Source organism: Mesorhizobium sp. M1409, assembly GCF_040317535.1.
In the GTDB taxonomy this organism is placed as follows: Bacteria; Pseudomonadota; Alphaproteobacteria; order Rhizobiales; family Rhizobiaceae; genus Mesorhizobium.
On the sequence record NZ_JAMYKV010000028.1, the window covers coordinates 18,101 to 30,479 of the forward strand.

Sequence of the window (12,379 nt, forward strand, 5' to 3'; positions counted from 1 at the left end):
TGACGTCGGGCTTGAATATTGCTTCATAAACCGCTGAAATAAGACCCGATTCGGCAGGGTAAGCCGGATCATCGTCCAGCGTGAGGATTCGCCCATGGACAAGAGCCCGGACGCCTTTCGTACCATCAGCGAGGTCGCTGAAGATCTCGATTTGCCGCAGCATGTGCTGCGCTTCTGGGAAACGCGTTTCACCCAGATCAAGCCGATGAAGCGCGGCGGCGGCCGTCGTTACTACAGGCCGCAGGATGTCGAGCTGATCAAGGGCATCCGCCACATGCTCTACGACCAGGGCTACACCATCAAGGGCGTGCAGAAGCTGTTGCGCGAGAACGGAAATCATTTCCTGGTCGCCATCGGCAATGGTGACATGGCCGCCGTCGAGGCGATCTCGCAGCGAAAGCAGGCCGATCAAGTGCCGTTGACGCCCGCGGCCCAGCCGCGCGGCATGGACGACGAACTGGTTGGCCAGCCGCGCGTCAAACCCAGTCGCCGCTTTTTCGGCTTGGGCAAGAGCGACGAGGACGGTCCGGTGCAGCCGGACGCGTCGAAACTCTCGCGCGACAATCGTGCGCTGCTCCAGGAGGCGCTGTTCGACCTCCTGGAATGCAAGCGTCTGCTCGACCAGGTGCGCTGACCGCTGCCCGAAGCGACATCGATATTTCAAAAACCGGAACCCGTCTTCCGGTAAGGCGTTACCTTTCCTTCTGCACGTGAAGGAAACACATCATGGCATCATTTTCGACCCTCTCGGACATCGATCTCGACAGGCAGGTCGCGGCTCTCACCAGGGAATTGGCCAGCCTGAAGAAGGCCGTGGCCAGGCGAGGCGGCGATTACTACGAAGATGGTCGCGATGCCGCGCTCGATACCTATTCCGATCTTGCGGGGCGTCTGCGCGATGCCATGCCGGCGATCCGCAAACAGGGCAGGGTGATCGAGAAGTCGGCCCGCGACCATCCGGCGGCGGCCGCGGTCGGCCTTGTGGTGATCGGTCTCGTTGCCAGCCTGCTGTTCAGCCGGCGCTGAGGCGTAGGCCCGGTCATTCGGATGCATCCCTGACGAAACCACTGAGCAAAAAGGTGCTCGGGTGTTCAAAAGAACTTGATGGAGCCGATCTGCGTGAGACGGCCTCACAGGCGCCTGGTTCACGATCCCGTGACGGTCGGTTTGGCTCTTGGCAAATCGCCGGCGAGCGGGCATGTTCCCGATCGTCTCAGGCAGCACTCCACATTTGATCAAACTCTTTCAGTCATGGAGTTGCCAATGCCCCATAATGCAAAAAGCGAAGCCCTCTCCGAACCGGCAGCCAACGGGAACGGGCCTGACCACAGCACCCTCAGAGCGATGCGGGAGACCCGCGGCTACAGCGTGGAAAAGCTTTCCCTGACATGCGGTCTGGCGGTCGACGAGATTGAGGATATCGAGAACGGCAGGGTGACCGATCCGTCGAAGCTGCGTCGTATTGTGTCCGCGCTTCGACTTCCGCAGGAGGCCCTGATCACCCCGGCCGTGCCGACGCCGGCGCAAGGTCGACCCCTGACATAGATCAGCCCTCAGGCATGCCCGACAACCCGCCAAGGCATCCTTGGCGGGTTTGTTTTTGTCGGGTGCCGCCGTCTCCCTGCCTCGGCCTGGGGCTTGCCGATTTGTGTGTCGCGCGTGTTTATACGCGATGCCGTCCATCAAGTTTTGAACCATGGGTTTTGACGATGAGCCTGGAATCCGTTCGTGCCTTCTTCGCCGCTCACGCACCTGGCATCGATGTCATCGTCACCGAAGCGAGCTCGGCGACGGTGACCCTGGCGGCTGAGGCGCATGGCGTCCTGCCGGCACAGATCGCCAAAACGATCTGCCTGCGCGTCGGCGACCGCACCATGCTGGTGGTGACCAGCGGCATCGCCAGGCTGGACAACCGCAAATTCAAGGACCAGTTCGGCGGCAAGCCGCGCATGCTCGACGCCGCGGAAGTTGTCGAGGCGACGAGCCACCCGGTCGGCGGCGTCTGCCCGTTCGGCCTCCCGGCGCCGCTGCCGGTCTATTGCGATGTATCGCTGCGGGAGTTCGAAGAGGTGGTGCCGGCGGCAGGCGCCACCAACGCCGCCGTGCGGATTGTACCGCAGCGCTTGGTAGAGATTACCGGCGCTGAGTGGGTGGATGTCTGTCAGGGGTAGCAGGGAGACTGCATAGGTTCGACGGTAGGCGGCGCGATTTAATCTCGTCGCGATCCGAGATTCCCTGTTCTTGTCCGAGTGGCTGGATTGGGGTCGGCGACCCCTTTGACCGGTGGTCAAATATTCAGGCGCTCTCTCGATCGGCACGCTTGAAATAAAAAAGCTGCACTCGCGCCCAGATCATCTGAATGTAACTGTAGAAACGCTTGACTGTCGAAGATCACAAGATAATGGTCTCGCCATGGGGGATCTGGCGAAGTCAAAACCATTTTTGAAGTGGGCGGGCGGTAAGCGATGGCTTGCGGACCACCCGCTATTTAACATTCCAAACTACCCTGGTCGGTACCTTGAGCCCTTCCTCGGTGGGGGGGCAATTTATTTTAGCCATTGCCCAGCCAACGCGATCTTATCAGACCTCAATTCTCGGCTAATTGAAGTCTATCGCGCCATACAGTCAGACTGGAGTGGAGTATGGGCCGCGCTTCAGCGCCACCAGCAAAAACACTCGAAAGACTACTATTACTTTCAACGAGATCACAATGAGAGCGATCCGATTTTAAATGCATCGCGATTCTTGTATCTGAATCGCGCTTGTTGGAATGGGCTCTATAGAGAAAATCTCGCCGGGCGGTTCAATGTCCCAATCGGGACAAAATCACAGATCATATTCGAAAATGACAATTTCGAATTAGCAAGCTCGCTCTTAAGCGGTGCGAGCATTCGATGCTGTGATTTCGAGGAAACTGTCGATCGAGCTGACAATGGTGATTTTCTTTTTGTGGATCCGCCCTACACCGTTGCACACAACACCAACGGGTTCGTGAAGTACAATGAAAAAATCTTTTCGTGGGATGATCAGCTAAGGCTGAAAAGTGCCATCCAACGCGCGATACATCGAGGTGTTTATGTCGCCCTCACGAACGCCGATCATCCTTCTATTAGATCGTTGTACGAAGGGGTCATGGAATCGCTGCCAATTCACCGAGCGAGCGTCATTTCGGGTTCGAACAAAGGGCGCGTAAGCACAAGCGAGTTGCTGATGACCTCTTTTGACGCCATGGGAGTAGCATGATGGGCATTCCATCGTGGGTTAAGTTTGCCGCGCTACACTCAAAGGATGCATTCTCAGAGCTTGGCTTCCTCGCCGTATTCGCGCTAATGCCTGTATGGCTAACCACAATGTTAAAAATGCTCGAAGGAAAAAGTATTTTTGTCCAACTCGGATCGTATCTCTATTCCGGAGAGGCATTGCTTATATCGGCGGTAACAATTGGTCCTCTATTCTACTTGATAACTAGAGAGTATGACAAAAGGGATGACGGGTTCAGTCGATCGTTCCCATGGAGAAACCTACTATCTATCACAACATTCGCCATATGTTTAATATCAGCTTGCATCATCGGAAGACAGGCGGTTCCTTTCAGTTTTGCAATAATATCCAAAGATATTCTTTGGTATATGTCCTTGGTGGTTACGCTATGTTCGATTGCCATCTGGCTCTCTGTTACGCTAATCCGCAACTCTCTTGAATCAGGTGCGGCCGGCGTTATGCGGCTCGACACTGAGGATTTTGTCAAACAATTTGGTAAAACTCATGGTTGAAGGCTTGGACGCTCATGTCGATACCAAGGTGTTGGAAAAGCGGTTCAAGGCAGTGTGCGTCCGACAGCCGATTGGTGACATATACGTTGCGAGCATCGACCAAGCTTCCATCCAAAGGATGACCTATTTTGATGTCAGGCGCCGTCTGCAGTCCGAGCGCGACGTCGAAAAATACTTGGGTATTCAAAGGCCGCTGAACGAGAGGCGGGTTCAGGAACTCAACGAGTACGTAAATTTCTTGGATGCGACTTTCCCCTCGTCAATCATAATATCTGTAGCAAGCGACTTTGCTTGGTACGACGAAAAAACGTCGGAGATCGTTTTTTCCAATACGAGGAGGGGTGATACTAAGCCGAGTACGATCTTTTCAAATTTATGTCGAGTTATTGACGGTCAGCATCGTATCGCTGGCCTTGAGACTTCTAAGCAGAAGAATTTCGACGTGATCGCTTCGATTTTTATCGGAAGCGACATCGCGGACCAAGCCTATGTTTTTGCCACGGTGAACTTGGAACAAACAAAGGTCAATCGCAGTCTTGCAATTGATTTGTTTGACTTGGCAAAGGCTAGGAGCCCGTACAAAACATGCCACAACGTCGCCGTGGCGCTAGATCGAACTGACGGCAGTCCCTTCAAAGATCGAATTAAACGCTTGGGGGTCGCAACGGAAGGCCGTGTTGGGACAGAAACGATAACCCAAGCCACGTTCGTTGATGGGCTCCTTCGCTATATCAGCGACGACCCGAAAGTTGATCGGGATGCCCTTCTGCGGAATCAGAAACTGCAGCGTCCCAGTGCTAAGGAATTGGATAGGTTGGTATTTCGCAACCTTTTTTTGGACGACAACGATATTTCAATCGGGAAAATCTACGAGCAATATTTCCTCGCCGTACAGGAGCGCTGGCCGCTTGCGTGGGGCGCCTTGGGTGTTGGAAACATATTGCCTCGGACGAACGGATATAGAGCCTTGGCCTCCATATTCGGAAAGATTTATCGCCAAATCACCGCGCCTGGCCAGTTTGCGCCATCGAGCGCATTTGGGCGGTATTTCAACATGGTTCCTGTGGATTGGGACTATTTCAATACCGACAATTTTAAACCCGGCTCGAGCGGAGAAAGCCAGCTGCGCGCATTCTTCCTCGAGCACATGAATCTGTATTAAAGGTCCGCCTTCCTAGCCGCGCGTCTTATCCATACGCTCGGCCGGTCACGCTGGTAACAAGAGCCGTTGCCATTGGCGCTACCCAATTCGAAATTAGCAGGCAGAAAGTATAAAGCCCTCGGGGGTAAGGCTTTGCTTTGAAATGGTCGGAGTGGCCGGATTCGAACCGACGACCCCTTGACCCCCAGTCAAGTGCGCTACCGGGCTGCGCTACACTCCGGACCGGTCGCGATGTATCGTGATAACCCCGCTCGGGTCAACCGAATTCGGCGACTTTTATCCCACTGCGATTGCGGGTGCGGATGAGCGCTGCGAGGCAGGCCGCAACAGCCGCTGGTGCCTATACTCCAGTGCAATCGCGCCCCAGATCAGTCCGAGCAGCAGGTAGACGTGGCGCCAGTGGTCGATGTCGATGAAGGTGCCGAGCCCGACATTGCCGATGAAGGCGACATAGGCGCACAACAGATAGGGCTGCCACGGCCGGTCGCGGAGCAGGATGCGGAAGCCGGCTGCTATCGTCCAGGCGACGAGCGCGAGGAACGACACGAAGCCGAGCCAGCCATAGTCCATCAGCATCTTCAGCCAGATGTCGTGGGTGTCTTCGCCGAATATCGTGCCGAACACCAGCGGGCCGATGCCGAACGGATGCTCCATCGCCATCTGGAAGCCGATAGCGTAGCGGGCGAAGCGTCCCAGGCGGGCGGTGTCGTAGCTCTGCTCGAGATGGGCACGGTTGGAGAACATCTCCGACACGCCGGGCAGCTGCAGGATGACGATCATGGCGACGACCAGCAGCGCCAGCGCGGCGATCGTCATCACCACCACGCGTAGCCGGAACATGCCGCTGGCGCTCTGCAGGAACAGGCAGCCGGTGAGCAGGACAGCCGAGACGGCGAACATGCCCCAGGCGCCGCGCGAGAAGGAGAAGAAGATGCCGGCGGTGATGATCAGCAGCGGCACCGCCAGCAGCGGCATGCGCGAGACAGGCCCGGTCAGGAGCAGGTAGAGCAGATAGATGCCGGGCAGCACCAGGAACGGGCCGAACACGTTCGGGTCCTGGAAGGCGCCAGCGGCACGGTCGTATTTGGTGAACATCTCCGCGCCCGGAAAGGCGTGGAAATAGCCTGCAATGCCAAGCAGCGAGGTCGCCACGGCAGAAGCCACGTAGGCAATGAAGATCAATCGGTAGAGGCTCGGCCGCACAGCGGTGATCGATGCGAAGAACACCGCGCTGAAGGCGAGAAACAGCGATACGGCGAGATAGAGCGGCGTATTGGCGAGGTCCGCCATCTGCGTCATGGAGATCATGCCGCCGATGTTCATCGTCACCAGCAGCACCAGAAGTGGCGTGGCCGCGCGGGAAATCCTCAAGCCGAAAAGCGCCCAGATGGCGATCAGCCCGGCCATGTAGAGTTCATAGGGCGCCGGCTCGCTGATGACGAAGCCGGACAGCAGAATGCCGAGGAAGACCGCGCATGAGGAAATCAGCGCGATCAGCTTGGCGTTGACCGCCGCGCGCGGCAAATCATGGCTGATCGCGCTCAATAGGCGTTTTCCGTGTTGAGCAGCCGGATCGGCGTCAGGAACAGGATGCGCAAGTCGAACAGCAGCGACCAGTTCTCGATGTAGTAGAGGTCGTACTCCGTCCGCATGCGGATCTTCTCGTTGGTGTCCATCTCGCCGCGCCAGCCATTGATCTGCGCCCAGCCGGTGACGCCGGGCTTGACCTTGTGGCGTGCGAAATAGCCGTCGACCACCTCGTTGTAGAGCAGGTTGTGTGACTGCGCGGCGATGGCATGCGGGCGCGGGCCGACCAGCGACAGCGAACCCAGCAGCGAGTTGAAGAACTGCGGCAGCTCGTCGATCGAGGTCTTGCGGATGAAGCGGCCGACGCGGGTGACGCGCGGGTCGTTCTTGGTCACCGTCTGCTTGGCGGTCGGGTCGGCCTTGTCCGTATACATCGAACGGAACTTGTAGACCTCGATGGTCTCGTTGTTGAAGCCGTGCCGCTTCTGATGGAACAGCACCGGCCCCTTGCTGTCGAGCTTGATGGCGATGGCGGTCGCCAGCATCACCGGCGAGAACACGACGATGCCGATGAGGCTGAAGACGATGTCGAAGGCGCGCTTGGCGACCGAATCCCAGTCGTTGATCGGCTTGTCGAAGATATCGAGCATCGGCACCGAGCCGATGTAGGAATAGGCGCGCGGGCGAAACTGCAGTGCGTTGGAATGCGCCGACAGCCGGATGTCGACCGGCAGCACCCACAGTTTTTTCAGTAACTGCAACACACGCGATTCGGCCGTCAGCGGCAGCGACACGATCAGCATGTCGATGCGGGCGATGCGTGCGAACTCGATCAGTTCCGAAATGGTGCCGAGCTTGGGATAGCCGGCGACGATGGGCGGCGAGCGCTTGTCGCCGCGATCGTCGAAGATGCCGCAGATGCGGATGTCGTTGTACGGCTGCTTTTCGACGGAGCGGATGAGGATTTCCGCCGCCTTGCCGCCGCCGACGATGACGGCGCGCCGCTCCATGCGGCCATCGCGCGCCCAGCGCCGGATCAGCTTCGACATCACCAGCCTGAGGCCGAAGATGAGAACGAAACCGATGACGAACCAGGTGCCGAACAGAAGGCGCGAATAGTCCTGCGACATCTTCATGGCGAACGCGGTCAACGCCATCAGCGCGAAGGCACCAGCCCAGGCCAGCAGCACGCGGCCGAAATTGGCGATGGGCCGCATCAGGGCGACGATCTGGTAACAGTCGGTGACGTCGAGCAGCACCACGGCAAGGAACGACGCGGCGGCGATCGTCAGCGGATACTGCCAGGCGAGATAGTTGAAGAACCCGACATAATGGAAATAGACGGCGAGCCCGGACAGCAGCAGCAAGCCGAATTCGACCATGCGCAGGACGCCGCTGACCATGATCGGCGACATGGTATCGCGCCTGTACTGCGTGGCGACCTGGCGGGCGACATCGTTCATGCCGCTTGGCATGTCGCCATCGGCCGGGCCGTCGAATTTACGCACCGCCTCTGCTGAAAAGCGGCGCGCTGGGTCGATCTCGTTCATGGGGGCTTTCCGCAAGCTTCCCTTCGGTGAATAGCAAAAGAGAGCTAAGAAACCCTTGAAACAACCCGTGGCTTTGAAACGGCTTGACCTTGCGGCTATCTGTCTAGCGCGGCGAAGTAGGCCTTCTCGATGTTGGCGGCCATCACATCGGCGCCGAAGCGCGCCTTGAGGTCGGCGCCATCGGGCATCAGGTCGCTATAGGCAACTGGGTCGGTCAGCGCCTGGCTCATCTTGTCGGCAAGCTCGACCGGGTCGGGCCGGATCAGGGCAGGGGAACCGGTGCCGAATATCTCCGGAATGCCACCGACCGCGGTGGCGATCATCGGCTTTCCCGCGGCTAGCGTTTCCAGGACGATATAGGGCATGGCTTCGGCGCGCGAGGGAACGATGACGAGCGCCGCCAGTGCAAAGGCCTCCCTGGCCGGCATCGGCGGCAGGAAGCGGACATGGCGCTCGAGCCCGAGGCGTTTCACTCGCACGTGGTAACGCGGCAGGTCGTCGCCGTCGCCGACCATGACCGCGGTCAGCGCGCGGCCGAACTGGGGGCCGGCCAGCGCCAGTGCATCGATGAAGATGTCCGGCCCCTTCAGGTCGCGCATCATGCCGATATAGAGCAGATCGGCTGCGTCCGTCTCGGCGATCACCGGCTCGAATTCGGTGGCGCGCAGGCCGTTATAGACCAGGGTGTTGGGAATGGGCGGTTCGCCGACCTTCCTGCGGTAGGTTTGCCGTTCATAGTCGGAGACAAACAGCAGGCAGTCGGTGAAGCGAGCCATGAAGCGCTCGAGCGCGAAGAACAGCTTTCCGGTGGTCGTGTTCTCGTCATAGTGGAGAGAGCCGCCATGCGGCGAATAAAGGCGGGCTACGCGAGACCTTGATACCCGCAACAATGAGCCGAACAGACGGGCATAGGCGCCACCCTTGGCGCCGTGCCCGTGCAATACGTCCGGCCGCAATTCCTTGATGATCCTGTAAGTGCGCCAGGCCGAGGCAAGGTCGCCCGGGCCGACATGGCGCTGCATCGGCGTGCGGTGGATGCCGAGCGCCAGCATGTCCTTCATCTGCTCGAACAGACGCTCCTCGAACGCGCCGCCCGTCGTCGAATCGCAAACGATGCCGACGGAATGCCCGGCGGCGACCTGCGCCTCGGTCAGGTCGCGCACATGCCGGAATATTCCCCCGACGGGTGAGCGAAAGCAGTGGACGATCCTGAGTGTGTCCGCCACGTGGTTCGTCAGAACAGGCGTTCGCGGACGTAGACGGTATCGCCGGGCAGCAGCGGGTCCGAGGTGACCACGCGGCCGGTCATCACCTTGCCGTTGATGTCGCGGGTGATGTCGACGCTTTCCTGATTGGCACGCGGCGAGAAACCACCGGCAATGGCGATGGCCTTCTGCACCGTCAGGCCGGGAACATAGGAATATTGGCCGGCCGCACCCACTTCGCCCATGACGAAGATCGGCCGATAGCGGTCGATCTCGACCGAAACGTCTGGATCGCGCAGATAGCCTTGCCGCAATTTGTCGGCGATTTGCTTTTCCATCTGCTGTGCGGTGTGGCCGCGCGCCGGTATGGCGCCGACAAGCGGGAAGGAGAGGTAGCCGGATTGGTCGACGCTGTAGGTGTTGGTCAGGCCATCCTGCTCGAACACGGTGACGCGGACGCGGTCGCCGGCGCCAAGACGATAGGGCTGATCGAGCACCTCATGGAAAGCTGCCGGCGTCGGCCGGTAGCTGGAACAGCCGGCGAGCATCGATACGGCAAGCAGCGCACGAAAGAGGGAAGCAGTGCTTTTCATGACCGGATAGGTACCTTCGACTGGTCGCCGCAACGTCGCAGCAACTCTAGGGATCGAGGTCCGTTATCATCCTGTTAGGGTTAATGGCCGGTAAAGGGGGCGGCCGACGGACGGCGCATCGGCAAGAGTTTTACGATTTCTGGCGGTTTTGTTTATCGCCCGCCAGTAAACCCTAATGGAAACTTACCGCGATCTTAACGGCTGAGTTACCATAGTTGTTTACGGTGCGTGCTGACCCAGTATCGGAGTAGGGATGCATGTCCGTTCAGTCCGCGGCCGCAGATGTCGACGTCGATCTCAGCCAGCTCTTCGGCAGCCTGGCGAGGAGTTGGCTGCGCATTCTCGTCGTCGCGCTGTTGGTGACCGGCGCGGCTTTCGCCTTTGCCTCGCTGGCAACCCGGCACTACAAGGCCGAGACGCAGGTGGAAATCGCTCCGCGTGAATCCGTGTATACGCGGCCGGCCAGCAACAACAATGATACCGACAAGCCTATTCTCGACGAACAGGGCGTCGCCACCCAGGTCCAGATAATTTCCTCCAACGAAATCCTCAAGCAGGTCGCGCAAAAGCTTGGCCTGGCAAAATTGCCCGAGTTCGACGACGCGCTCTATATGTCGCCGTTGAGCCGCGCTTTGGTCCTCGTCGGCTTGAAAAGCGATCCAATGGAGATTCCGGCGGAAGAGCGCGTCCTCAAGAAAATGCACGAGAAGCTCAACGTCTATGGCGTCGAAAAGACCCGCATCATCGCCATTGAGTTCTCATCGGAAGATCCAAGGCTCGCGGCCGCCATACCAGATGCCATTGCCGCCGCCTATATAGCGGGGCAAGGGGCCGCCAAGCTCGAATCGAACAATGCCGCCGCCGATTTTCTGGCGCCGGAGATCGCCGACCTGTCGAAGCAGGTCAAGGATGCCGAGGCCAAGGTCGCTGCCTACCGCTCACAATCCGATCTTCTGATGGGTGGTAACAATTCGGTGCTGGCCACCCAGCAGCTCTCGGAACTGTCGAGCGAACTGTCGAAAGTGCGCGCCAACCGCGCCGCGGCCGAAGCGACCGCTGACGGTGTGCGCAGGGCGCTGCAGAATGGCGGTTCGCTGGACGCCGTGCCGGAGGTTTTGTCATCGGACCTGATCCAGCGCCTGCGCGAGCGCCAGGTCGAACTGCGCACCAACATCGCCGATCTGTCGACGACATTGCTTGGCAATCATCCACGCATCCGCGCGCTGAAATCGCAACTGGCCGATCTCGATGCGCAGATCCGCGGCGAGGCGCAAAAGGTCATGAAGGGCCTGTTGATGCAGGCCGAGACGGCAAAGGCCCGCGAGAATCAGCTTGTTGCCGACGTCAACACATTGAAGGCCGCGTCGGCGCAGGCCGGGGAACAGCAGGTCGATCTCGATGCGCTGCAGCGCGACGCCACCGCCAAACGGCAGCAACTCGAGTTGTATCTGACCAACTACCGCGAAGCGGCTTCGCGCCAGGATCGCAATTATCTGCCGGTCGACGCGCGGATCGCCTCGAAGGCTTCGGTTCCCTCCGAGGCTTATTTCCCGAAGGTCGGGCCGATCGTTGGCGCCGCTTTCGCCGCATCGCTGCTGATCATGGTCATTGTGACGCTTCTGCAGGAGCTGTTTTCCGGCCGTGCGATGCGTCCGGCGACCGGTTCCCGCTTCGAGCGGATCGATGAGGTCGCGATGCCCCATGTGGCGCAGGCGCCTGATAGGGTCGCAATGCCGGTTGTCCGCCATGAGCCTTCAGTCCGCCAGGATCCCGTCGCTCGCCAGGAGATGGCGGAACGTCCGGCTGCAGCGGAGGCCGAGCCCTACACGGCCGCGATGCCCTATGGGGCCGAAGCGCCCGATATGGTCGCAATGGCCGAGGCAGCGGCAGCCGAGCAGACGGCTGTCGAGCCCGAACCGGTGCGTTCGACGCTGGGCGAGATCGACGTCGAGAAGGCTGCCGAAAAGCTGATCGCCAGCGGTGCCGCGCGCGCCATATTCGTGTCGCCAGAGGGCGACGAGGCCGCCGCATCCGCGGTCCTGGTGGCACGCGAGGTCGCCGACGCCGGCCTGCGCGTCCTATTGCTGGACCTCACCGCGTCGGGGGCGGCCTCACGGCCGATGCTGGACAGTGGGCTTTTCCCCGGCATCACCAACCTGCTCGCTTCGGAAGCGCAGTTCAGCGACGTCATCCACGCCGATCTCTACTCGGACTGTCACGTCATTCCCGTCGGCACCGCCGATCCGGTCCGCGCCATGCGAGCCGCCGACCGGCTGCCGATCATCATGCAGTCGCTGACAACCGCCTATGATCTGGTCGTGGTCGAGTGCGGACCAGCCGACGCGCAGGGCATCAGCCGTCTGACCGGCGATGCCACCGAGGTCTTTCTCTCCATGCTGGAGCCGGACGACGAAGTAACAAAGGCCGCGGTCAGGCTGATCGAAAGCGGCTATCCCGACGTGACGCTGGTGACGCCGCTCGGCCACGAACCGCCCGGCAATCCGGTGCCGGGACGGCGCACCGCCGCCGCCTGAGCGAGCCTTGGATCGTTTGGCGGAGACCTGTTCAG

General features: G+C 59.7%; 12 protein-coding genes and 1 tRNA gene. 8 read left to right on the forward strand and 5 right to left on the reverse strand.

Features of this window, described 5'->3' with window-relative positions; translation table 11 throughout:
* Positions 1 to 94: 94 nt before the first annotated feature.
* From NKG99_RS21005 to NKG99_RS21035, 7 genes are all read left to right on the forward strand, one after another.
* Positions 95 to 634, forward strand: coding sequence for a MerR family transcriptional regulator (locus NKG99_RS21005; RefSeq protein WP_352870542.1), 540 nt, complete (start codon positions 95 to 97; stop codon positions 632 to 634).
* Positions 635 to 726: 92 nt separating this feature from the next.
* Complete coding sequence (locus NKG99_RS21010; RefSeq protein ID WP_352870543.1) at positions 727 to 1,026, forward strand: hypothetical protein; 300 nt, start codon at positions 727 to 729, stop codon at positions 1,024 to 1,026.
* A gap of 237 nt (positions 1,027 to 1,263) precedes the next feature.
* Entirely contained in the window at positions 1,264 to 1,545 is a 282-nt protein-coding gene (locus NKG99_RS21015; protein ID WP_352870544.1) for a helix-turn-helix domain-containing protein, read from the forward strand.
* A 164-nt stretch (positions 1,546 to 1,709) separates the two neighbouring features.
* A complete protein-coding gene (locus tag NKG99_RS21020; protein WP_352870545.1) occupies positions 1,710 to 2,171 on the forward strand; it encodes a YbaK/EbsC family protein in 462 nt (153 codons plus the stop codon).
* 112 nt (positions 2,172 to 2,283) lie between these two features.
* Positions 2,284 to 3,243 (forward strand): DNA adenine methylase, encoded by a 960-nt coding sequence (locus tag NKG99_RS21025; protein WP_352870546.1) that lies wholly within the window; start codon positions 2,284 to 2,286, stop codon positions 3,241 to 3,243.
* Positions 3,240 to 3,773 (forward strand): hypothetical protein, encoded by a 534-nt coding sequence (locus NKG99_RS21030; RefSeq protein WP_352870547.1) that lies wholly within the window; start codon positions 3,240 to 3,242, stop codon positions 3,771 to 3,773. Before NKG99_RS21025 ends, NKG99_RS21030 begins: the two co-directional genes overlap by 4 nt.
* On the forward strand, positions 3,766 to 4,935 hold the full coding sequence (locus NKG99_RS21035; RefSeq protein WP_352870548.1) for a DGQHR domain-containing protein: 1,170 nt from the start codon (positions 3,766 to 3,768) through the stop codon (positions 4,933 to 4,935). Before NKG99_RS21030 ends, NKG99_RS21035 begins: the two co-directional genes overlap by 8 nt.
* A 143-nt stretch (positions 4,936 to 5,078) precedes the next feature.
* Here NKG99_RS21035 and NKG99_RS21040 read toward each other — a convergent pair.
* From NKG99_RS21040 to NKG99_RS21060, 5 genes are all read right to left on the reverse strand, one after another.
* Positions 5,079 to 5,155, reverse strand: a tRNA-Pro gene (locus NKG99_RS21040).
* A 56-nt stretch (positions 5,156 to 5,211) separates the two neighbouring features.
* Positions 5,212 to 6,480 carry an O-antigen ligase family protein gene (locus NKG99_RS21045; protein WP_352870549.1) on the reverse strand — a complete coding sequence of 423 codons (1,269 nt, stop codon included), beginning with the start codon at positions 6,478 to 6,480 and terminating at the stop codon, positions 5,212 to 5,214.
* Positions 6,477 to 8,012: an undecaprenyl-phosphate glucose phosphotransferase gene (locus NKG99_RS21050; protein ID WP_352870550.1), complete on the reverse strand. Its 1,536-nt coding sequence runs from the start codon at positions 8,010 to 8,012 to the stop codon at positions 6,477 to 6,479. The genes NKG99_RS21045 and NKG99_RS21050 overlap by 4 nt, the downstream gene beginning before the upstream one ends.
* A 95-nt stretch (positions 8,013 to 8,107) precedes the next feature.
* Positions 8,108 to 9,238, reverse strand: a complete 1,131-nt coding sequence (locus tag NKG99_RS21055) for a glycosyltransferase family 4 protein (RefSeq protein WP_352870551.1) — start codon at positions 9,236 to 9,238, stop codon at positions 8,108 to 8,110.
* Positions 9,239 to 9,246: 8 nt separating this feature from the next.
* Positions 9,247 to 9,810 (reverse strand): polysaccharide biosynthesis/export family protein, encoded by a 564-nt coding sequence (locus NKG99_RS21060; protein WP_352870552.1) that lies wholly within the window; start codon positions 9,808 to 9,810, stop codon positions 9,247 to 9,249.
* Between the two features lie 257 nt (positions 9,811 to 10,067).
* Here NKG99_RS21060 and NKG99_RS21065 point away from each other — a divergent pair, with 257 nt between their 5' ends.
* Positions 10,068 to 12,344, forward strand: coding sequence for a GumC family protein (locus NKG99_RS21065; protein ID WP_352870553.1), 2,277 nt, complete (start codon positions 10,068 to 10,070; stop codon positions 12,342 to 12,344).
* Positions 12,345 to 12,379 lie beyond the last annotated feature (35 nt).

Coding starts and splice junctions, on each gene's coding strand:
- NKG99_RS21035 (WP_352870548.1), top strand. CDS start 3,766: ATGGTTGAAGGCTTGGACGCTCATGTCGATACCAAGGTGTTGGAAAAG.
- NKG99_RS21010 (WP_352870543.1), top strand. CDS start 727: ATGGCATCATTTTCGACCCTCTCGGACATCGATCTCGACAGGCAGGTC.
- NKG99_RS21015 (WP_352870544.1), top strand. CDS start 1,264: ATGCCCCATAATGCAAAAAGCGAAGCCCTCTCCGAACCGGCAGCCAAC.
- NKG99_RS21065 (WP_352870553.1), top strand. CDS start 10,068: ATGTCCGTTCAGTCCGCGGCCGCAGATGTCGACGTCGATCTCAGCCAG.
- NKG99_RS21020 (WP_352870545.1), top strand. CDS start 1,710: ATGAGCCTGGAATCCGTTCGTGCCTTCTTCGCCGCTCACGCACCTGGC.
- NKG99_RS21030 (WP_352870547.1), top strand. CDS start 3,240: ATGATGGGCATTCCATCGTGGGTTAAGTTTGCCGCGCTACACTCAAAG.
- NKG99_RS21050 (WP_352870550.1), bottom strand. CDS start 8,012: ATGAACGAGATCGACCCAGCGCGCCGCTTTTCAGCAGAGGCGGTGCGT.
- NKG99_RS21005 (WP_352870542.1), top strand. CDS start 95: ATGGACAAGAGCCCGGACGCCTTTCGTACCATCAGCGAGGTCGCTGAA.
- NKG99_RS21060 (WP_352870552.1), bottom strand. CDS start 9,810: ATGAAAAGCACTGCTTCCCTCTTTCGTGCGCTGCTTGCCGTATCGATG.